Here is a 22,035-nt window from a genome sequence, read left to right as displayed (position 1 = left end):
AATAAGCGGGCATTTCCATAATTTTAAGTAAAGTAATCGTTGAGGTTTTCTTACCATTTTTTACTATAGAGAAATTTTCATTTTTAGTTGAACAATTTTCACAATGTGTAGGTTGATAAGTGAGCTCAGCATAGTAAAATAAGCTCATTCGTCCTTTGTGCTTTTTCTCAATCACTTCATCTGAAAAATTTAGATTTTTATCTTTAATTCTTAATGTATTTAATATAGACTTACACATAGGCGCATTACCTTTCTTTTTTATTTTGTGTGGTAACTAATAATTATAGAGGTAATTGCGCCATTTTTGTATTCAAACATAAAAATTGGACTGATGGTTTTTAGTCATCAGTCCAATTTATTATAGAGCCAAACTTTGTCGCAGTTTTTTTATGAATTTGTTTTTGAAACAAAATATGAATTTAATTAAATGAGACATTTTATCAATCATGCAGATTGATTATTATTTAATTGCGGTTTTGTAAGTAAATGGTCATAGATATGATAACGTTTAGCGTGACGGTATTCCTCTTTATCGATTACACCTTCAATAAGCATTTGTTTTAATACATAGTGTTGACGATCAACACTGATTTTGACTTCTTTATAAGTTTTTAATTCACCATTTTCTTCATACGGTGTATACATATACGGGCTTTGTAATAAACCAATTAAGTAAGCAGACTGTGCAATATTTAAATCTTTCGGTGGAATACCGAATAAACTATAAGACGCAGACGCAATACCTGTAATATTGTTTCCTTCATAATCTCTACCGAAAGGTACAATATTTAAATATGTATAGATGATTTCATTTTTTGACAATAAATTTTCAAGACGCATTGCTAAAATAAGCTCATTTGCTTTTCGACTATATGTTTTTTTACTTGATAGCACTTGGTTTTTAACTAGTTGTTGAGTAATTGTACTACCACCAGTACTTTGATCAAGATTAAATACATCTTGTATCATTGCTCGTACGAGTGCTTTTGGAAGGATACCTTTATGTTTATAAAACATGGTATCCTCGGAAGAGGTAAGGGCTTTAATGACATTTGGATTGACGTGTTTAGGACCTACTATTAGAGAGTTCTCAGATTTATCATATTCACTTAAGATATCAGAATTTTCATGATTTATTAAATCGTCACCTGCAAAATGCAAGACTTTCTGTTTTAATTCACGATCGCTTATTTTAGACGATTCATGCGTTAAATGATTGAAATAAATAACTGTACCTATAAATCCTATTAAATATATAAATAACCCAACACTAAATAATCCTACAATTGCATGTTTCTTTTTTTTGTAGGACTTTTCAAATGAATTAAACTTAGTATCTCTATTAATGTTGGTTAACATCTCTTTCACCTTAAGCATCTTGAAATTTAAATATAGTATACCATAATCACTGATTTGACTTTTATATTTTTAATACTTATAATTAATTACAATTCAATATATTTTGGATAAGAGGACAAGTAATATTTTTGTGATTTCCAGAGAGTTAGTGGTAGCTGTGAACTAATAGTTGCACTTATATGAATACACCTCATTATGAATTGTCCAACGTTTATTAATGAACGTATCATTGATAGAGTGAATAGCAATATGCTATTTAAGTATGGTGGTAACGTGCTCAAGCGCCCTTACATTTAACGATGTATGGGTGCTTTTTATTTTTCATAAATAGAGTATAGATCACTAAATATTAAAAATAAAATCTTTGTTTAGGAGGAATATTGATGTCAAACGCTTTAATTGAAGAGTTACAATGGAGAGGTTTAATTTATCAACAAACAGATGAAAGTAGCATTGAAGAATTATTAAATAAGGAACAAATTTCTTTATATTGTGGTGCTGACCCTACTGCTGATAGTCTGCATATTGGTCATTTGCTTCCATTTATGACTCTAAGACGTTTCCAAGAACATGGTCATCGACCTATCGTTCTAATTGGTGGTGGAACTGGTATGATTGGTGATCCATCCGGTAAATCTGAAGAACGTATACTACAAACAGAAGACCAAGTAGAGGCTAACGTTGAGGGTATTAGTGCTCAAATGCATAAATTATTTGAATTTGGTACGGATAAAGGTGCCATTTTAGTTAATAACAAAGATTGGTTGAGTCAAATCTCATTAATTAGTTTCCTAAGAGATTATGGTAAACATGTTGGTGTGAACTACATGTTAGGTAAAGATTCTATTCAATCTCGCCTTGAGAATGGTATATCTTACACTGAATTCACTTATACTATACTTCAAGCTATCGACTTTGGTCATTTAAACCGTGAATTAAATTGTAAATTACAAGTTGGTGGTTCAGATCAATGGGGTAATATCACTAGTGGTATTGAATTAATGCGACGTATGTATGGACAAACTGAAGCATATGGTTTAACAATTCCTTTAGTTACGAAATCGGATGGTAAGAAATTTGGTAAATCAGAATCAGGTGCTGTATGGTTAGACGCTGACAAAACAAGCCCTTATGAATTTTACCAATTTTGGATTAATCAATCAGATGATGATGTCATTAAATTCTTGAAATACTTCACATTTTTAGATAAAGATGAAATTAATCGTCTCGAAGAATCTAAAAATCAAGAACCTCATTTAAGAGAAGCGCAAAAAGCCTTAGCGGAGAATGTTACAGAATTTATTCATGGTAAAGAGGCATTAGATGATGCCATTCGTATTTCTAAAGCTTTGTTTAGCGGCGATTTAAAATCATTATCAGGCAAAGAATTAAAAGAAGGTTTCAAAGATGTTCCTCAAGTTGAATTATCAACTGAAACTTCAAATATTATTGATGTCTTAATTGAAACAGGCATTGCGACGTCTAAACGCCAAGCACGTGAGGATGTTAATAACGGTGCTATTTATATTAATGGGGAAAGACAACAATCAGTAGACTATGAATTAAGCAATGAGGATAAAATAGATGATGAATTTACAATCATTCGTCGTGGTAAGAAAAAATATTTCATGGTTAACTATAAATAATAAGTTTAATTTTATTGGCAATGTAGCGAAATCTTATAGATTTTGCGCATTGCCCTTTTTATGAAAAATAAATAGAGTACGGGTATAATAAATGTGTTATAAAGATTAAAAAGAAGTGATGAAATGACTAATAATAAAGAAGAAATTTTAATGAGTAGCTTTAGAGATTTGTTTAATAAAATAGGTTGGCTAAATAAAGATAAAATGGAACAAGCACTTAAAGGGTTCAAATCATCTGAAGTTCATTGCGTTGAAGCGATTAAAGAATATCAGAATCCCAATGTACAATATTTAGCGAATAAGCTATTTATGACTAGAGGTGCAATTAGTAAATTAACAAAACGTTTGCAGCAAAAAGGTTTAATTGAAAAGTTTTAAAAGTAAAGACAATAAAAAAGAAATATATTTTAAATTAACTGCACAGGGTGAAAGCGTTTATCAAATTCACTCTGAATTACATGAATCGTTTCAAAATAGAGATCAAAGTGTTTTTGACAGCATGACAGAAGATGAATTTAATAATATGATGACCTTCATTAATAGGTATCATCAACATTTGGATCAACTAATCGAACAAGAGAAAAAATCATTATAAGAGATTAAACTTAAAAACTCGCTTACAGGTTAAGCGAGTTTATTTGTTATATATTGCTGACAAGAAAACAAAAAGAGAGTATATTTTGTTGACATGGAAACAATATATAGGAGGAACGTATGTAAAAATTAAATGATAGTCAAGTATCGAGAGATTATGATAGCTGCTTGGGCAATAGCATTAGGGGCTATAGCACCTATGTTAGATTCAACAATGATTAATATAGCAATCAAACAACTTAACAACGCATTTAATACTACTATTGAAATCACTCAGTGGGTATAACAGGATATGTCCTTGCTTTAGCGCTAGTTATTCCAATAGCAGGATGGATGGTCAATCAATTTAATGGGAAGTATATATTTATAGGAGCCTCAATTCTATTTGGAATTACATCTGTATTAGCTCGTATTAGTTGGAATGTAGAGAGTTTTATTGTGTTCAGAATTATTCAAGGATTGTCTGCGGGCATAATTACAACGTTAATGTTCACGCTATTGATTAAGACAACGGGTCAAGACGATATTGGGAAAGTCATGGCTGTCGTAAGTACACCTATGATATTCGGGCCCATCATGGGACCAGTCATTGGTGGAGTTGTAATTCATATTGTGTCTTGGCGCTGGATGTTCTTTATTAATGTCTTAGTCGTAATCATCGCCGTATTATTGCAAATAAAATATTTATCGAACTTTGACCCTTTTAATAAAAGTAAGTCTATTGACATGTTAGGAATCATATTACTAGGTCTTATCAGTATATCAACCATATACGGCTTAACAAAAGCAAGTGATTACCATAGTTTTTATAATAGAACTACTATTCTTCTTCTGATTAATGGTTGTATTATGATACTTATGTATTATATTCATAATAAAGTTAAACATGATAATACCATTATGTCGTTATCACTCTTTAGTAAAGGAAATTATACAGCATCATTTATAGACTCATTTCTCTCGAACATAGGTATCATGGGACCTATGTTCATAATTCCGTTATATTTTCAGACATTTAAGCATTACACTCCTATTGAAGCAGCTCAAGCACTTATACCACAGGGAATTGGAATGCTTATTACAAGACCATACATGGGGAAATTGATCGATCAATATGGAGAGAAATGGGTGGTTTTAGTAAGTGTTATAATATCGATGTTTAGATCAATACCTTTATTATTTATTACAGATCATACTAGTATCATTGCTCTATCTATTATCTTATTTTTAAGAGGATGTAGTGTTGGAGGCATTAATTTAGGTTTAACTACTGATGCATATATGGGCATTAAAGAAAGCGTATTAGCTGAAGCGGCTGTGGGAATTAATATGATTGAAAATATTGGTTCAAGTTTTGGAACAGCTTTTATTGCAACAATTCTTTCAGTTGTAATAAATCAATTAGGTAATTCCTTGACACACAGTATTATCGCTTATCATGCTGGATTCTTAGTATCAGTCATTACATTAATTTTAATTATTGTTCCAGCTTTATTTCTTACTAATAAGTCAAAGGCGACAATATAAGTAATAATACGGCCAGTAATTGATTTTGATTAATCATGTACTGGCCGTATTTGTGTATTATGTTCTTTTGTTAGAAAAACTATTGTATAAATTGACTGTTTCGACTATTGTCTGATTCAGAGTCAGATGATTGAGTAGGTGATATATCGGACTGGCTTTTTAGCTTAACATTAACTGTTAGCGTTTTTCCATCACGTATAACAGTTAGTTTAGCAGTCTCACCAGGCTTCTTATTTTGATACAGATAAGTTCTTAAATCAGTATCTTCTTTTACAGTTTTATCATCTATTTTAGTAATGATATCGCCTGTTTTTAATTCACTTGAGCGACTTACTTTAGCAACATAAATACCATCATCACGATCTGTGTTTAATTCTTTTTTATAAGAATCAGGAATATCACTTAAATTTAGTAAACCAATTCCTATAGAAGGGCGTTCAATTTTACCGTTTTTAACAAGTTGTTCAATAGTTACTTTAACTTCATTACTTGGAATAGCAAAACCAATACCTTCTACTTGCTCAGCGGCTATTTTCATAGAGTTGATACCAACCAAGTTACCATTAATATCTACTAATGCACCACCAGAGTTACCAGGGTTTATTGCAGCATCAGTTTGCAAGACGTTAACTTTAGTACCACCAGAAGTAGTATTTGACTCAATTGTACGCTCATTTGCTGAAATAATTCCAGAAGTAACTGAATTAGCAAATTCCAAACCTAGAGGATTACCCATAGCGAATACACTATCCCCAGTTTGCACTTTTGAAGAATTAGCAAATTTAATTGATTTGATACCCTTAGTATTATCTATTTTTAAGACAGCTATATCTGATACAGTATCCTTCCCAATTAACTTCGCTTTAACTTGTTTACCACTATGCAATTGCACTTTAATCTCGGATGCACCACTTATTACATGGGTGTTTGTCACAATGTAAGCAGAATTATTATTAATTCGATATATTACACCTGAACCAATACCTGCTTCTTCAGATTCGGATGACGATTTACCTTGTAAAAAATCTTCTAGACCATTAGCTTTTTGCATATTAATGACACCAACTATCGCAGGTGATACATCTTTAATCATTGCATTAACAGATTTATATTTATCACTTTTTCCGTCTAATACATTTCCACCTTTACTATTATTGGCTTCTTGAACTTGGGCACCACTATTATCTATACCAACTAATCCCATTATTTTACTTGCACCTAAGACAAGTAAAGCACCTATCACACCAGCAATTAATGCAACGATAATTGTTTTAAACCATGGGAATTTAGGTTTTCCAGGTTGAGGTTGCTGATAGTTGTTATAATTTGATTGATTCTCTTGATTAAATTCAGACATTTTTAACCTCCATTATAATATTAACCCTTTATTTAATTATGAAAGGTTTAATCAAATATTGCTAGTAATCCACTATCAGACTTTAGATGTATCTTTTGATAAGTTGTTCATATATAAGGATAATGATAAAATCAATAAAGTATAAAAATCAATAAGCAGGTGACATAATGTATCAATTTATAAGTAGACTATTAGATTTTATATTAGTTAAAATGGCTAAATCATTATATGTTATTGGAAAGGAGAATATTCCTAAAGATAACAAATACGTAGTAACATGTACTCATGAAAGTTATAATGAAGTGATCATGTTAGGTATGGCATTAGTTCCTAATGAAATTCATTACATGGCTAAAAAAGAATTATTTAATAATAAATGGTTTGGTCAATTTTTAACTTCATTGAATGCTTTTCCTGTTGACCGTGAAAATCCAGGACCAAGTACATTGAAAAGACCAGTTAATTTGTTAAAAGAAAATAAAACTGTTGGTATCTTCCCAACGGGACATCGTACATCAGCTGAAGGGGCTCCATTAAAAAGAGGCGCTTCAACTATTGCAATGTTAGGCAAAGCGCCAATTTTACCAGCAGCCTATGTTGGACCTAAAAAATTACTTGGTTTAATTACAGGTCAGGCACTTATTAAATTTGGTGAGCCAATTTATCAATCAGATATTCCTAAAGATTTAAAAAGAAATGAAAAAATAGATTATTTAACACATGAAATTGAAAGACGTACAGCACAATTACAAAAAGAACTACACTTAATTCAAGATAGTCTAGATAAATAAATTATAGTAACTAATTAACAATAAACACTCTATTTAATGACTCAAATAGTTATTTTAATAGGGTGTTTTTGTTTTTAAGTATACACTTAATTAATCTCAGTGAATTTAATACGAGACTTTTATTTTTATAAATTTATTTAAAATTAAAATTCTACATTTATAGGTTGAAGAGCTTTAGCGTGTTAGATACCTGTATGCTTATTATATTTTTAAAATGATTTAAAATTGACACATCAAAAGCGCTTACATTTATGGTAAATTAATTAAGGAACTATATACATATCTTAGTTATATATAAATTATTTGAATAATATGTGTTTTGGGAGTGAGTGACATGTTTAAGTTTTTTCAAAATTTAGGGAGATCCTTAATGCTACCAGTAGCTGTTTTACCCGCTGGCGCAATAATCGTTGGAATTGGTAATTTGCTTAAAGCATTAAATATATTACCAACAGTGTCATTATTCTTCAGTACGGTAGGGATTGCAATACTAGGCCAACTAGGGCTTATCTTTGCAATTGGCGTTGCGATTGGTATGGCAAAGAAAAATGATGGTGCAGTCGCATTAGCGGGTGCTTTGGGATTTGCACTGGTCGTTAAAGTATTATCTCCTGAGTTCGTAGCACCATTATTTAATATAAAAGAGAGTGCTGTAAACGACGGATTTAGTAAGATGGATAATTCAAATGTGTTTATTGGTATTATAATAGGACTAATTTCAGCATACTGTTATAACAAATTCAGTGATGTGGAATTACCTACAGCGTTATCATTCTTTAGTGGTAAACGATTAGTTCCAATTATGACAGTATTCTATTGTACTTTTTTAATTATGATTTTATTATTCGCATGGCCATTTATATATTCAGCTATAGTGGCATTTGGTGAATGGTTAGTTGGTTTTGGACCATTCGGTGCATTCCTATACGGCTTCTTTAACCGACTATTAATTCCTACTGGGCTTCACCATGCATTAAATGCTGTGTTCTGGTTTGATACAGCAGGAATTAACGATATCGGTAAATTCCAAACTGGACAAGATGCAATCAAAGGTATTACTGGTCGATATCAAGCAGGGTTCTTCCCAATTATGATGTTTGGTATGCCAGCTGCAGCGTTGGCGATGTATCACACCGCTGAATCTGCTCAGAAAAAACAAGTATATGGTTGGTTTATAGCAAGTTCCATTTCTGCATTTATGGTTGGTGTAACTGAACCGATTGAATTTGCATTTATGTTTGTTGCACCCGTATTATTTGTAATCCATGCATTATTAACCGGTTTGTCATTATTTATAGCTGCACTATTTCATTGGACAGCAGGATTCTCATTTAGTGCAGGTTTAATTGATTACGCATTATCACTAATCAATCCAGTGGCTAATCATCCGTTAATGATTTTAGTTCAAGGCATTGTATTCTTCGTTTTATATTACTTTATCTTTAGGTTTGTCATTAAAATCTTTAACCTCAACACAATTGGTCGTGGTGACAATTTATTAGCTGATCCAACTGCTAATACAACTAAGAAAGATGGGGCTGAAACTACAAGTAAAAGCAAATATCATCACACAGCAAGTCAAATCTTAGAAGGATTAGGTGGTAGTGAAAATATTACTACATTGACCAATTGTGCTACTAGATTAAGAATGGAATTAAAGGATAATTCTATTATTGACGAACAAAAAATTAGAAATGCAGGAGCGGTTGGGGTAACCAAAAATGGTCAACACTCAGCACAAGTTATAATTGGCACTCATGTACAGCAAGTCGCAGATGAAATTGAAAAGCAAATGTAAAATTTATAGTTTCATTTTTTAAAAGTATTAAGACAGACAAAATATGTCTTACTGATTTGATAAGATATAACCATATTGATAAATATGTGTTGTTCAATTAGCTGATGAATTTTAGGAGGCCACCTAGAATTCATCAGTTTTTTATTATAGTTTTATTGACATTGAGATATAAGGCGTTAAGATTATAAGTATCAGAATATTCAAAAATAATGGAGCGAAAAGTCATGAAATCAATTTTATTTGATGTAGATGGTGTATTCTTAAGTGAGGAACGTTGTTTCGATACGTCAGCTTTAACTATAGAGGCGTTACTTAAAAGTGAACATTTTTTAGGTTTAGATAAATCATTTAAATTAAATACATTAAGTGACGAAACTATAAATAATATTCGCAGTAAAGTATTTAATAATGATATAATTCTTAATCGATTAAAATCAATAGGATTAAATTCAAATTGGGATATGTTATTTGTCGTTTTTTGCATACATTTTATCCATTTAATGAAGCAATTTACCTTTCAACAAATTAAATACATTATAGAAGATAATCAATTTTCAGCTAGAAGTATTCAAGACATTCAGTCATTGATCAATAAAGATTTTAAAATCGATTATGAACTTCCTATGAATTTTATTAATCATAGTCAAGGTGGTAAAAATAATATTTATGCTGAGTTAGAACAATATGCTAAGAAAGAATTAAATGTTAATGATGCGCGTTTGTTTAAACTTAAAGGACCTCTATGGTTTGTTGCAAGAGATTTATACCAAGAATTATACTTGGGTTCTGAATTATTTGAACAAGTTGAAGAAAAGCCTTCTATTCTTGATGGCATTAATGGTTTTATTTATCACGAAACTGTTCTTAGACCTATTGAAGAGATAAAGTCATTACTTAAATCTCTTAAAGAGAGAGGTTATCATCTTGCAATAGCTACAGGTAGACCTAGAACTGAGACATTAGTTCCATTTGAATCTTTAGGTTTAAAAGCGTTCTTTTCAGATAATCACATTGTTACTGCAAGTGATGTTATGGAAGCTGAAAATGAATATCCTGAATTTATACCTCTAGGTAAGCCTAATCCTTTTTGCTACATAGCTACTCTATATGGAAATAACAAGGAGAATTATAAACAATTCATTACTCAGCAAGATCAAATTGTAAATAAAGAAGATGTAATCATTGTTGGTGACTCATTGGCTGATTTATTCAGTGCTAAACAAATAGGTGCTACTTTTATAGGTACATTAACAGGGTTAAAAGGGCAAGAGGCTCGTAAAGAATTGGAGCGTCATGAAGCGGATTATATTGTTGATCATATAGGTTTAATTAAAAATATTTTATTGTAAGGTTAATTCACCATAAATTGATATTAAATCATTAGTATTAATACGCCCCTCAATGATGAAGTAAAATTCATCATTGAGGGGCATTATTATTTCAAGTAGTTATAGTAGTGAATCTTTAAAAAGATTAGTTATTTGACTGAAAGTGTAGTTCCATATATTTTATCGAAACCACCCACATCATATAGTTCATTGATAATATCCTCAGTAACAGGTTGATCAATTGATAATACCATCATCGCTTGGCCTCCTTGTACATTTCTGCCAAGTGACATTGATGCAATATTAATATTATGTTTACCTAGTAGCTGACCAGTTAAACCGACCATACCAGGCTTGTCACCATGATAAGAAACAAGTTGGTAGGCATTAGGTTTAAAGTCTACAGAGTAATCATTAATACGTACAATACGAGCACCAAAGCCAGCTATGACAGTGGCACCAATTTTTATTTCTTCCGTATCACTAACTAAATGAACTTGAATATAATTACTAAAAGTACCTTGTGATGCCCTTTTTTCAACGTTACGTGTTACACCTTGTTCATTTAAAAGTGCAAAAGCATTAATGATATTAACACGATCTCCTAAATCCTGTTGCAAAATTTGTTTTACAATTGAGCGTGTAATTAAGTCAGTTTCCTGTTTAGCGACATCACCATTAAAAGTCACCTTGATTTCTCTCGGTGCACCTTCAATTAATTGAATTGCTAATTCACCAGATAACTCACCTATTTCAATCCATTGTTGTGTTATTTCGTCTATATCATTGAAACTAATTTTTGGGGCATTGACTGCGTGTGTTACATTCCCGTTTTCCAGTATATCTATAATTTCTTCTGACACTGATACTGCAACTTTCTCTTGAGCCTCAATAGTTGATGCACCTAAGTGTGGCGTAACAATGATTTTATCATGCTCAATTAATGGTGAATTGGTAGGAGGTTCATGTTCAAATACGTCTAACGCAGCACGTGCGATCTGATTGTTATTTAGTGCATTTAATAAATCATCTTCATTGATGATACCGCCTCTTGCGACGTTAATAATTTGCAATGTTGGCTTTGCTTTTGAAAAGAAATCAGAATTCACAATACCTCTTGTTTTAGGTGTTAATGGCGTATGAACTGTTATAAAATCAGCTTGTCTAGCTATTTCATCTATAGTAGCAAGTTTAACGCCTAATTGCTGTGCTTTATCTTCCGTAAGATAAGGGTCATAAGCTAATACTTTCATACCGAAACTTTGAAGTCGTTGTGCTACACCAATACCTATTCGTCCTGCACCTATGACACCTAATATTTTGTGGTAAAGTTCGACACCCTTAAATGCTTTTCTATTCCATTCCTTATTTTTTAAAGATGCATGCGCTTGAGGAATATTTCTAGCCATCGCTAAAATCATAGCTACTGAATGTTCAGTTGCAGAAATAGTATTACCATCAGGTGCATTAATAACTAAAATACCTTGGAGAGTAGCAGCATCAATATCAATATTGTCAACGCCAACACCAGCACGAGCGATAACTTTCAATTTATTAGCCTTTTCAATGATTTGTTGAGTCACTTGCGTCTGACTACGAACAATTAAACCCTCGTAATTATCTATAATATCTAATAATGATTGTTCATCCAAATTAGTTTTAATATCGACGTTAAAATCAGAATGGTTTAATAAACTTTGTAATCCATCTGTTGAAATAGGGTCTGACACTAGAATATTATGCTTCACTATGAATCACCTCTGAAAATTTTGTTAAGCCTTTCCCAATATAATTCGTTTGACGGTAATCTGTAAGTATAATCTCTAAAGCACTTATAACTGAGAGCATATCGAAAGGTGAGACTTTACCCATATGTCCGATACGTAAAATCTTTCCTTTCAATTTACCTTGACCACCAGCAATTGTAATATTAAATCTTGTTTTTAAAGTTGATTTAATATGAGTTAATTCATCTTTGGATGTTGGTATAAACGATGTTACCGTTGGGGAAGCGAAATCATCTTCTACTAGAAGTTCTAAATCTAATGCATTTAAAGCTGATCTTAGACCGTCTCTAATAATATAGTGACGTTTGATGGTATTTTCAAACCCTTCAGAATGAATTAATTCGGCATAAGCGTTTACAGCTCTAAATAACCCGACATTTGGTGTAAAAGGAGTAGAATCTTGTTTAAGTGAGTCAAAGTATTTATTTAAATTTAAGTAAAAGCGTGGTGTAGTAACTTCTTTAAAACGTTTCAACGCACGATCATTAAAAGCAACGAATGCTAGTCCAGGTGGCAACATAATTGCTTTTTGACTTCCAGAAACTAACACATCTATGTTGTCACGTTCTAAATTAACATCTACAGCACCAATACAACTCACACCGTCTACAACAAAGTAGATATCTTGATCGAATGTTTTCAATGCTTTACCAAGTTCACCTACAGGATGTAGGACAGCTGTTGACGTTTCGCAGAATTGAGTAAATACAGCACTGATTTGATGATTTAAATTGTTAAGATATGTTATGAATTCTTTAACATCAAGGGGTTGTCCCCATTCCACATTATATATGTATACATTTTCATAGTATGTTTCAGCAATTTGTTTAAAGCGATTGCCAAAGGCGCCTGACACTATAACGACAAAATGATCATCAGGATTAACTATATTTAACATACTTGCTTCTAAGACACTAGTGCCACTTGATGTTAAAATCATAACTTCATTTTCTGTACCAAAAATGGGTTTTAAATTGTTAAATGCTTTTTTAGCTATAGATTCAAAATCTGGTGAACGGTGACCAACCATAGGTAAACCTAAAGCATGATTGATTTCCTTTGGAACTGGAGTAGGTCCTGGTGTTAATAAAAGTGGTTCATAATAATTCATTAAATTTCCTCCCACGGTATAAGATTTAATCATTTTACCAAATATTCTGATAATTTAAAAGAGCAATCACCATGTTTATATGAGATTCATGGTGAAACTAGCGCAATTTTAACAATTATTGAATTGACGCTTGAATTTTAATTTCTACATTATTACGTATAGAATTCGAAATCATACAATTACTATCAGCTATTTCTAATAATTTAGGAAGTCGTTTCTCAAGACTTTCTTTGTGTTCTGCAGTCACTGAAATTTTAGGATAATGTGTTATTGTTGCCATTTTAAACTTACCATTCTCGAATATGGCAGTACCCACTGAATCATTTATCAGATCGATGTCGGTAAATTTTGCTCTTTCTAATGTTGCTGCCAATGAGATGATATAACAAGACGATGCTGCTGATACTAATAATTCATCAGGATTTGTACCTACTCCATTACCACCAAGCGGTGCAGGTATAGAAATTTGTTCAGAAATAATGTCTCCATTAACAGTTCCAACTTCTTCTCTTCCACCACGCCATTTTGTTTGTACCTTAAAATCATGCTTAACCATTTATGTTTAACCTCCACTTATAATATGGTAATTTAAGTGTAGTTTAAACTGTGACATAATTAAAGAAAGGTGACTTTTATGAAAATTAATAAACCTAATCAAGCATTTCAAATAGTTGCTCATCGTGGTTTATCGAATCAATTTCCAGAAAATACTCTTGTTGGTTTTAAGGCGGCTTTAATGCAACATGTTGATATGTTAGAAATAGATGTACATTTCAGCAAAGACAATCATCTAGTTGTTATACATGATGACACTATTAATCGAACTTCAAATGGTGAAGGAAAAGTAAAAGACTATACACTTGAAGAATTGTTAACATTTGATTTTGGAGTAAAACATGATAAATCCTTTCAAAATACTAAGATTTCGACATTTGAAGAGGTGTTATCCTTAATTAAAAATTTTTCAAAAAAGTTACTTATTGAGATTAAAGTTCCACATCAATATCCCGGAATAGAAAAAGCTGTATTGAATGCTTTAGAAATATATAAAGTTCCTAAACATAAGGCAATCATTCAATCTTTTGATGAAGATTGTGTGAAACGTTTAAACTCATTGGATAGTGAGTATCAATTGGGTTTGCTTATTAGTAGAAAGAAATATTGGTATAAATCTCCAAACTTTGAAGAAATATCTGATTATGCAAATTTTATTAATCCTAATTACAAATTAGTTAATTCTAAATTTATAAAAAATGCACATAGTCAATCATTGAAGGTTATTCCATATACTGTGAATAAACCGAAAGATGTTAAAAAACTTATCAATCTTGGCGTAGATGGCATTATTTCTGATTTACCAGAGGATATCTTTAGAATATAAAATCACTTTGATCATCTATGAATAAAAAAACCACCCATTCCATAAGGAAGGGTGGTTGTTCATTATCATGAACTTATCTTGAGTAGTACTCAACGATTAATTGTTCATTAATTTCAGCTGGTAATTCGCTACGTTCAGGGAAGCGTACGAAAGTCCCTTTTAAGCTATCTGCATCAAAGTCTAAGTATTCTGGTACGAAATTATTAATTTCAACAGATTCTTTGATGATGTCTAAATTTTGTGATTTTTCACGTACAGTGATAACTTGACCAGGTTTTAATGAATATGATGGAATATCAACACGACGACCATCAACTTCAACGTGACCGTGACCAACTAATTGACGTGCTTGACGACGAGTACGAGCTAAACCTAATGAATAAACAACTGCGTCTAAACGACTAGCTAATAAAATCATGAAGTTTTCACCATGTACACCGTGTTGTTTACCAGCGATGTCAAATGTGTTACGGAATTGTCTTTCAGTCATTCCATATAAATAACGTAATTTTTGTTTTTCACGTAATTGTAAACCATATTCTGATAATTTTTTACGTTGGTTTGGACCGTGTTGTCCTGGTGCGTAAGGACGTTTTTCTAATTCTTTACCAGTACCGCTTAATGAGATACCTAAACGACGAGATTTTTTCCAGTTTGAACCTCTGAATCGAGCCATATTAAGACTCCTCCTTTTTCTTTTTTGTTGTTATGAATAAACAAAAAAGAGTGTTGCATGCCCAATAGGATATGTTGTTTTATGTGTCTTCACCTTATAGCGTCAGTTACGCGACACGTCCTCACCGGGAACAACATAGAGCTCATTGATATGCAACTGCTATTTTCGTTAATTCACACAAAGTTCATTGTAACAGTATTTTACAAAGTGTCAATACTTTTTAGTTATTTAGTTAGCTGTTTTTCAAGAACTTTGACAATAACTTCTAAACCTTCCTTGTCTTCATTAGTAAATCGATCTGTGATAGGTGCATCAATATCTAGAACCCCAATTATTTCATCATTGACATGAATTGGAATAACTATTTCTGATTTACTGTTTGCATCGCAAGCAATGTGTCCTGGGAACGCGTGTACATCTTTAACTAACTGAGTTTTATCTTCTGCAACTGCAGTACCACAGACACCTTTGCCAATTGCAATATGAACGCAAGCTGGATGACCTTGAAAGGGTCCAAGAATAAGTTCTTCATTTTCAATAAGATAAAAACCAACCCAATTAATTTGATCTAAATTATCATTTAATATAGCTGATGTATTGCTTAGAATTGCGATAAGGTTCTGTTCGTCTTCGATTAAACTTTGAAGCTGTTTAGTTAATAAATTATAATTTGTTTCTTTTATTATTGGCATATGCTTACCTCATTTTGTTATTTTTAATAAATTATAAATGGAAAAATTTATTCTATCAATTCATTCATTTACTAGTTTAATGAAAGCGGTATTTGCGTTATAATAATGATAACATAGGAGGAGAATGAGATGGTTTTATACACAATATTAGCAATAATTATCATTGTTTTAATCATTGTAGGAATCATGTTTTATTTACGTTCTAACAAACGAAAAATTGTTGAAGAAGCTGAAGAACGTAAGTTAAAAGTTCAAAGATTACCTTTTGAAGAAAATTTAAAACAACTTTCTGAATTAAATTTAAAAGGGGAAACTAGAACAAAATATGATGCCTTTAAGAGAGACACCTTAGACTATACAAATAACTATTTAGCACCCGTAGAGGAAAAAATCCACGATGCTGAAATTCAACTTGATAAGTTTCAATTTTCTGGAGCTCAAAGTGACATTGACGATGCACATGAATTAATGGATAAATATGAAACTGGGTATCAACAACAAGTTGAAGATGTTAATGAAATTGTTTCTTTACATAAGGAAAATGAACAAGTTTATGAAAAGTGCAAGACTAATTATCGAGAAATGAAGCGTGATGTGTTAGCTAACAGACATCAGTTCGGCGATGCAGCTTCACCACTTGAAAAAAGAATTGAATCATTTGAGCCAGAACTTGTACAGTATGAAGAACTAAAAGAAGAAGGTAATTACGTTCAAGCACACAACCACATTATGGGTCTAAATGAATCTATGAATGAAGTCCAAAAGTATATGGATGAAATTCCAGAATTAATTAGAGAAGCTCAAAAAGAACTACCTGGACAATTTCAAGATTTGAAATATGGATGTCGTGACTTAAAGATGAACGGTTATGATCTAGATCACGTTAAAATCGATGGTACACTACAAAGCTTAAAGACAGAGTTGAATTTTGTAGAACCTATGATCAGTCGTCTTGAGTTAGATAATGCAAACGATAAACTTGAACAAATTAATGATAAGCTTGATGAAATGTATGATTTGATTGAGCATGAAGTTAAAGCTAAAAATGAAGTGGAAGAAACTAAAGAACAAATTACTGATGAATTGTTCAAAGCACGTGAGATGAATTACACATTACGTACAGAAATTGACTATATTCGTGAAAATTATTTCATTAATGAAAGTGATGTTCATAGCATTAGACAACATGAGAACGAAATTCAAAATTTAGTAGCAGTATATGATGAAATTCTTAAAGAAATGGCTAAATCTGCTGTACGTTACAGCGAAGTTAAAGACAACTTAGAATATTTAGACGATCACGTTAAAGTAATTAATGAGAATCAAGAAAAATTACAAAATCATCTTATTCAATTGAGAGAGGATGAAGCTGAGGCAGAAGATAATCTTTTAAGAATTCAATCTAAAAAAGAAGAAGTTTATCGCCGGCTTTTAGCTTCAAATTTAACAAGTGTACCTGAAAGATTCATTATTATGAAAAATGAAATTGACCATGAAGTTCGTGAAACTAATGATCAATTTAGTGAACGTCCAATTCACGTTAAACAACTTAAAGATAAAGTTGCCAAAATTGTTATTCAAATGAACACTTTTGAAGATGAAGCAAATGATGTATTGGTGAATGCCGTATACGCAGAACGTTTAATTCAATATGGTAACCGTTATCGTAAAGATCATAATAATGTAGATAAGAGTTTAAACGAAGCAGAACGCTTGTTTAAAAATAATCGTTACAAACGATCAATTGAAATTTCAGAACAAGCACTTGAAAGTGTAGAACCTGGAATTACTAAATATATTGAAGATGAGGTAGCCAAAGGTTAATTTCGCTTGTCATATTGACAATAAACATTTATAACTTTGGTAAGTAATAAATGTTAGGTTGAAGCAAATAAATAGTAGTCTATTTTGAGGTGGGACAATGAATTTTGTCTCATCTTTTTTGATTTATTTAAATTCATATAAAGTTATTGAATTCAAGGGGGGGACTCAAATTCAGAACGCTTAATAAATAATGCTAAATAAGTTTTCAACTCAAAATCATTTAATTTGAGTCCGACGCCTTTTATTTTTATTTAAAAATAGTATAATGCTTTAGTATCTATTTTTGAATAATATGTCTATAAAAGATAAATTTACAAAGGGTAAATAAATAATTTAATAGTGAATGAAAGAGAGTGTTTTAAGTGATCTATTTTGATAATGCAGCCACTACTAAGCCTCATAAAGATGTACTCGATTCATTTAATAAAGTAAATGAAACTGTTTATTTCAATCCAAATAGTCCTCACAAGTGGGGGTTGCAAGCGGAGAAGGTGCTTCTACAAGCAAAAGAACGTATATCTTCAATGTTATCTATAGGACAAAATACAGATGTTATTTTCACAAGTGGTGCCACTGAATCGAATAATATAGCTTTAAAAGGTATTGCTTATCGTAAAAAGCAATTTGCAAATGAAATTATTACTTCCGTTTTAGAACATCCATCTGTCTTAGAAGTTATGAGAAACTTAGAAGAAGATGGGTTTGTATTAAAATATGTTGATGTTAATGCGGATGGCCGTGTTGATATTGAACATTTAGCTTCATTGATGAATGATAAGGTCGGCCTTGTTTCTTGTATGTATGTGAATAATATTATGGGACAAATTCAACCTATTAATGAAATAGTGAACATATTAAAAGAATATCCTAAAGCACATTTACATGTTGATGCAGTTCAAGCTTTGGGAAAGGTAACAATGAACCTTGAAGGTGTTAATAGTGTAAGCTTTAGTGGCCATAAATTTAATGGACTTAAAGGACAAGGTCTCCTATTAATTGACAATAAAGATAAATTAGAGCCTATTGTTCATGGCGGAGGACAAGAATACGGCGTAAGAAGTGGAACAGTGAACTTGCCAATGAATGTGTCACTAGTGAAAGCAATAACTTTAGCAATGGATAGTTTAAATGAACGTAATCAACGATTAAGTGATTATAACCATGAATTACGTGAATTTTTAAAAGAGTTTAGAGGGGTATATATCAATTCTCCTATGGATTGTGCACCGCAAATATTAAATATTGCGTTTCCAGGTGTGAAAGGTGAGGTCTTAGTTAATGCATTTTCTAAATTGGATATCATGGTTTCAACTACAAGCGCTTGCTCATCTAAAAGAGGGAAACTAAATGAAGTTTTAATGTCAATGGGACTTCCGGATAATAAAATTGAAGGAAGTATTAGGTTATCCTTAGGAGATATGACTACTCAAGAAGATATCGATCAATTTAAAGTGAAATTTGGAACAATATACAAAGAAATTAAGGAGTTGTTAAAGTAAATGGAGTTTGATCATTTATTAGTTAGATATGGTGAACTGACTTTAAAAGGAGCAAATCGGAAAAAGTTTGTAAATGCTTTGAAAGATAACGTTATTAAGTCTTTACAAACTATAGAAGGAACCCATGTTAAAGGAAAGAGAGATAGAATGTATATCTCGTTATCTGAAGAAGCGGATGCACAAGAGGTAATCAATCGCTTAACTAAAATATTTGGTATTAAATCTATTAGTCCTGTTCATAAAACATCTCAAGAATTAGATGAAATAAAAAAATTATGTGTTGATTTAGCTCAAGATTTTAAACCGGGAGAGACATTCAAAATTGATGTTAAACGTGTAGATAAGTCATTTCCAATGGACACATATGCTTTACAACGTGAACTTGGAGGTGCGATTTTACAAGCAACTGAAGATATATCGGTTGATGTGAAACAACCGGATCATAACGTAAGAGTTGAAGTAAGAATGGATGGTGTGTATGTATTCACACAGATTTATGAAGGTGCTGGTGGTTTACCAGTTGGCACTGGCGGTAAAACACTCTTAATGTTGTCAGGAGGCATAGACTCTCCAGTAGCTGGAATGGAGATTATGAAACGTGGTGTTTATATAGAAGCGATTCATTTCCATAGTCCACCTTTCACTAGTGAAAAAGCTAAAGACAAAGTGATTGAACTTACACGTATCCTCTCTGAAAGAGTGGGGCCAATAAAATTGCATATAGTGCCATTTACAGAATTACAAAAACAAATAAATAAAGTAGTTCATCCTAGATACACAATGACATCTACACGTCGCATGATGTTACGTGTAGCGGATATTGTATTAGAAAAAGTTGGGGCTAATGCGATTGTTAACGGTGAAAATTTAGGACAAGTGGCAAGTCAAACATTAAAGAGCATGTACGCAATTAATGATGTGACTTCTACTCCGATTTTAAGACCACTTGTTTCGCTTGATAAGGAAGATATTGTCAAGAAAGCACGAGAGATTGGTACATTTGATGTTTCGATTCAACCTTATGAAGACTGTTGTACTATTTTTACTCCTAAAAATCCTGTAACTGAACCAGATTTTGATAAAGTAATTAAATATGAAAGTGTATTTAACTTCGATGAAATGGTTCAACGTGCAGCAGATAATATTGAAACATTAACGATTAACAAAGATTATAAAAGCGAAAAAGACCAAAACACTGATGCATTAATTGATGAGTTATTTTAAAATAGAGTAATCAAGTATTAAAAACAAAGGGGATATGCATCATGGAGATAACGCTAAATATTATATTGATTATTATAGCATTTGGATTTTTAGCTGCTTTTATCGATGCAGTAGTAGGTGGTGGGGGCCTAATTTCAACACCAGCTCTATTAGCTATAGGAATGCCACCTTCATTGGCCCTTGGTACTAACAAATTAGCCAGTTCATTTGGATCGCTTACAAGTGCAATTAAGTTTATACGTTCAGGCAAAGTAGATTTAAATATTGTACTTAAGTTATTTCCATTTGTGTTTATATATGCAGCAGGCGGTGCTAGTTTAGCTACTATGTTGCCTGCACAAGTTTTAATGCCTTTGATTATCATTATATTGAGCCTTGTACTGATATATACAATTACGAAAAAAGATTGGGGAAATGTGCGCACATTTTCTAAGCTAACAATTGGTAAAGCTGTCATTTTTGTATCTTTAATGTTAATGATTGGCTTTTATGATGGTTTCTTAGGTGGAGGCACTGGCTCTTTTATGTTATTTGTTTTGCTTATGTTTGGATTTGATTTTTTAAGTGCAGCAGGTAATGCGAAAGTCTTAAACTTTGCTTCTAATTTAGGTGCATTAGTTCTGTTTATTATCTTAGGTCAGGTTGATTTTGTGTATGGCTTAATTATGGCTGTAAGTATGATAATTGGTTCATATGTAGGTGCACAATTTGCCATAAGTAATGGTGTTGGTTATGTAAAGATACTTTTTATCATCGTTACAACAGTTCTAATATTGAAAAACACATATGACTACATTTTACAACTACTTTAACATTAGATATGATTTAGTTTTAAATGATTGATTTAAGTTTTACGACTGTCGTATGATAGCAATATAATGATAAATACTATAGGAGGTCATTTCATCATGACACAAATTACTTTTAAAAATAATCCAATTCATTTAGCTGGTTCTGAAGTATCAGAAGGGCAACATGCTCCTGACTTTAAAGTATTAGATAACGATTTAAATGAAGTTAGTTTAGAAAATTATAAAGGTCAAAAGAAATTAATCAGCGTTGTACCTTCTATTGATACAGGTGTGTGTGACCAACAAACTCGTAAATTTAATGAAGAAGCGGCGCAAGAAGACGGTGTTGTTTTAACGATTTCTGCAGATTTACCATTTGCTCAAAAAAGATGGTGTGCATCTAATGGTTTAGATAACGTTATTACTTTAAGTGACCATAAAGACTTATCATTTGGTCAACAATATGGTGTCGTTATGGAAGAGTTAAGATTATTAGCTCGTTCTGTTTTTGTATTAGATAGTAATGACAAAGTTGTATATAAAGAATTAGTTAGTGAAGGTACTGATTTCCCTAAATTTGATGCTGCATTAGAAGCATATCGCAACATTTAATATCAATTTTTAGAAGATAGATATAACGTAAAAGTGTC

Annotated in this window: 17 protein-coding genes and 3 pseudogenes; 12 read left to right on the top strand and 8 right to left on the bottom strand. The window is 31.7% G+C overall.

Going from position 1 to position 22,035, the window contains the following annotated elements; all coding sequences use genetic code 11:
• Nucleotides 1-238 (bottom strand): annotated as a pseudogene (locus tag BB045_RS08460) (ISL3 family transposase); the annotation flags it as partial.
• A gap of 206 nt (nt 239-444) precedes the next feature.
• Nucleotides 445-1,359, bottom strand: a complete 915-nt coding sequence (locus tag BB045_RS08455) for a biosynthetic peptidoglycan transglycosylase (protein WP_075140668.1) — start codon at nt 1,357-1,359, stop codon at nt 445-447.
• A 383-nt stretch (nt 1,360-1,742) separates the two neighbouring features.
• On the opposite strand from BB045_RS08455, the gene tyrS reads away from it, so the two are divergent.
• From tyrS to BB045_RS08440, 3 genes and pseudogenes are all read left to right on the top strand, one after another.
• Complete coding sequence (gene tyrS, locus BB045_RS08450) at nt 1,743-3,005, top strand: tyrosine--tRNA ligase (protein ID WP_011275493.1); 1,263 nt, start codon at nt 1,743-1,745, stop codon at nt 3,003-3,005.
• Between the two features lie 123 nt (nt 3,006-3,128).
• Nucleotides 3,129-3,600, top strand: a pseudogene (locus BB045_RS08445) (MarR family winged helix-turn-helix transcriptional regulator).
• 198 nt (nt 3,601-3,798) lie between these two features.
• Nucleotides 3,799-5,126: pseudogene (locus BB045_RS08440) on the top strand (DHA2 family efflux MFS transporter permease subunit).
• 79 nt (nt 5,127-5,205) lie between these two features.
• Here the strand turns inward: BB045_RS08440 and BB045_RS08435 are convergent.
• Complete coding sequence (locus BB045_RS08435) at nt 5,206-6,483, bottom strand: S1C family serine protease (protein WP_075140667.1); 1,278 nt, start codon at nt 6,481-6,483, stop codon at nt 5,206-5,208.
• A 167-nt stretch (nt 6,484-6,650) separates the two neighbouring features.
• On the opposite strand from BB045_RS08435, the gene BB045_RS08430 reads away from it, so the two are divergent.
• The 3 genes from BB045_RS08430 (at nt 6,651) to BB045_RS08420 (ending at nt 10,421) form a co-directional block, all read left to right on the top strand.
• Nucleotides 6,651-7,274 carry a lysophospholipid acyltransferase family protein gene (locus BB045_RS08430; RefSeq protein WP_053024789.1) on the top strand — a complete coding sequence of 208 codons (624 nt, stop codon included), beginning with the start codon at nt 6,651-6,653 and terminating at the stop codon, nt 7,272-7,274.
• 334 nt (nt 7,275-7,608) lie between these two features.
• Entirely contained in the window at nt 7,609-9,072 is a 1,464-nt protein-coding gene (gene nagE / locus BB045_RS08425; RefSeq protein WP_053024786.1) for an N-acetylglucosamine-specific PTS transporter subunit IIBC, read from the top strand.
• A 224-nt stretch (nt 9,073-9,296) separates the two neighbouring features.
• A complete protein-coding gene (locus tag BB045_RS08420) occupies nt 9,297-10,421 on the top strand; it encodes an HAD family hydrolase (protein WP_070580915.1) in 1,125 nt (374 codons plus the stop codon).
• Nucleotides 10,422-10,549: 128 nt separating this feature from the next.
• Here the strand turns inward: BB045_RS08420 and serA are convergent, their stop codons facing one another.
• The 3 genes from serA to BB045_RS08405 form a co-directional block, all read right to left on the bottom strand.
• Nucleotides 10,550-12,148 carry a phosphoglycerate dehydrogenase gene (gene serA, locus BB045_RS08415; RefSeq protein WP_070580913.1) on the bottom strand — a complete coding sequence of 533 codons (1,599 nt, stop codon included), beginning with the start codon at nt 12,146-12,148 and terminating at the stop codon, nt 10,550-10,552.
• Nucleotides 12,138-13,298, bottom strand: coding sequence for a pyridoxal-phosphate-dependent aminotransferase family protein (locus tag BB045_RS08410; RefSeq protein WP_053024781.1), 1,161 nt, complete (start codon nt 13,296-13,298; stop codon nt 12,138-12,140). Before BB045_RS08410 ends, serA begins: the two co-directional genes overlap by 11 nt.
• 115 nt (nt 13,299-13,413) lie before the next feature.
• Nucleotides 13,414-13,854 carry an OsmC family protein gene (locus tag BB045_RS08405; RefSeq protein ID WP_053024777.1) on the bottom strand — a complete coding sequence of 147 codons (441 nt, stop codon included), beginning with the start codon at nt 13,852-13,854 and terminating at the stop codon, nt 13,414-13,416.
• Between the two features lie 78 nt (nt 13,855-13,932).
• Between BB045_RS08405 and BB045_RS08400 the strand changes: the two genes are divergently transcribed.
• The gene (locus BB045_RS08400) at nt 13,933-14,679 is read left to right on the top strand and encodes a glycerophosphodiester phosphodiesterase (protein WP_053024775.1); all 747 of its coding nucleotides are present in this window, start codon (nt 13,933-13,935) and stop codon (nt 14,677-14,679) included.
• Nucleotides 14,680-14,752: 73 nt separating this feature from the next.
• Here BB045_RS08400 and rpsD read toward each other — a convergent pair whose 3' ends face one another.
• Nucleotides 14,753-15,355 carry a 30S ribosomal protein S4 gene (gene rpsD, locus BB045_RS08395; protein WP_011275505.1) on the bottom strand — a complete coding sequence of 201 codons (603 nt, stop codon included), beginning with the start codon at nt 15,353-15,355 and terminating at the stop codon, nt 14,753-14,755.
• 224 nt (nt 15,356-15,579) lie between these two features.
• A complete protein-coding gene (locus tag BB045_RS08390; RefSeq protein WP_053024774.1) occupies nt 15,580-16,047 on the bottom strand; it encodes a GAF domain-containing protein in 468 nt (155 codons plus the stop codon).
• A gap of 129 nt (nt 16,048-16,176) precedes the next feature.
• On the opposite strand from BB045_RS08390, the gene ezrA reads away from it, so the two are divergent.
• From ezrA to tpx, 5 genes are all read left to right on the top strand, one after another.
• Nucleotides 16,177-17,871, top strand: a complete 1,695-nt coding sequence (ezrA, locus tag BB045_RS08385; RefSeq protein ID WP_053024773.1) for a septation ring formation regulator EzrA — start codon at nt 16,177-16,179, stop codon at nt 17,869-17,871.
• Between the two features lie 362 nt (nt 17,872-18,233).
• A complete protein-coding gene (locus tag BB045_RS08380; RefSeq protein WP_070580909.1) occupies nt 18,234-19,370 on the top strand; it encodes a cysteine desulfurase family protein in 1,137 nt (378 codons plus the stop codon).
• Entirely contained in the window at nt 19,371-20,594 is a 1,224-nt protein-coding gene (gene thiI, locus BB045_RS08375) for a tRNA uracil 4-sulfurtransferase ThiI (RefSeq protein WP_070580907.1), read from the top strand.
• Between the two features lie 41 nt (nt 20,595-20,635).
• The gene (locus BB045_RS08370) at nt 20,636-21,406 is read left to right on the top strand and encodes a sulfite exporter TauE/SafE family protein (protein WP_070580905.1); all 771 of its coding nucleotides are present in this window, start codon (nt 20,636-20,638) and stop codon (nt 21,404-21,406) included.
• 96 nt (nt 21,407-21,502) lie between these two features.
• Entirely contained in the window at nt 21,503-21,997 is a 495-nt protein-coding gene (gene tpx, locus BB045_RS08365) for a thiol peroxidase (RefSeq protein ID WP_053024767.1), read from the top strand.
• The last annotated feature ends 38 nt before the right edge of the window (nt 21,998-22,035 follow it).

It is taken from the genome of Staphylococcus sp. MB377 (genome assembly GCF_001922505.1).
In the GTDB taxonomy this organism is placed as follows: domain Bacteria; phylum Bacillota; class Bacilli; order Staphylococcales; family Staphylococcaceae; genus Staphylococcus; species Staphylococcus haemolyticus.
This window is presented reverse-complemented; position numbering and strand designations above follow the sequence as displayed.

Coding starts and splice junctions, on each gene's coding strand:
- BB045_RS08390 (WP_053024774.1), bottom strand. CDS start 16,047: ATGCCAATAATAAAAGAAACAAATTATAATTTATTAACTAAACAGCTT.
- ezrA (WP_053024773.1), top strand. CDS start 16,177: ATGGTTTTATACACAATATTAGCAATAATTATCATTGTTTTAATCATT.
- BB045_RS08400 (WP_053024775.1), top strand. CDS start 13,933: ATGAAAATTAATAAACCTAATCAAGCATTTCAAATAGTTGCTCATCGT.
- rpsD (WP_011275505.1), bottom strand. CDS start 15,355: ATGGCTCGATTCAGAGGTTCAAACTGGAAAAAATCTCGTCGTTTAGGT.
- BB045_RS08430 (WP_053024789.1), top strand. CDS start 6,651: ATGTATCAATTTATAAGTAGACTATTAGATTTTATATTAGTTAAAATG.
- tpx (WP_053024767.1), top strand. CDS start 21,503: ATGACACAAATTACTTTTAAAAATAATCCAATTCATTTAGCTGGTTCT.
- BB045_RS08455 (WP_075140668.1), bottom strand. CDS start 1,359: ATGTTAACCAACATTAATAGAGATACTAAGTTTAATTCATTTGAAAAG.
- tyrS (WP_011275493.1), top strand. CDS start 1,743: ATGTCAAACGCTTTAATTGAAGAGTTACAATGGAGAGGTTTAATTTAT.
- nagE (WP_053024786.1), top strand. CDS start 7,609: ATGTTTAAGTTTTTTCAAAATTTAGGGAGATCCTTAATGCTACCAGTA.
- BB045_RS08370 (WP_070580905.1), top strand. CDS start 20,636: ATGGAGATAACGCTAAATATTATATTGATTATTATAGCATTTGGATTT.
- BB045_RS08410 (WP_053024781.1), bottom strand. CDS start 13,298: ATGAATTATTATGAACCACTTTTATTAACACCAGGACCTACTCCAGTT.
- BB045_RS08405 (WP_053024777.1), bottom strand. CDS start 13,854: ATGGTTAAGCATGATTTTAAGGTACAAACAAAATGGCGTGGTGGAAGA.
- thiI (WP_070580907.1), top strand. CDS start 19,371: ATGGAGTTTGATCATTTATTAGTTAGATATGGTGAACTGACTTTAAAA.
- BB045_RS08435 (WP_075140667.1), bottom strand. CDS start 6,483: ATGTCTGAATTTAATCAAGAGAATCAATCAAATTATAACAACTATCAG.
- BB045_RS08420 (WP_070580915.1), top strand. CDS start 9,297: ATGAAATCAATTTTATTTGATGTAGATGGTGTATTCTTAAGTGAGGAA.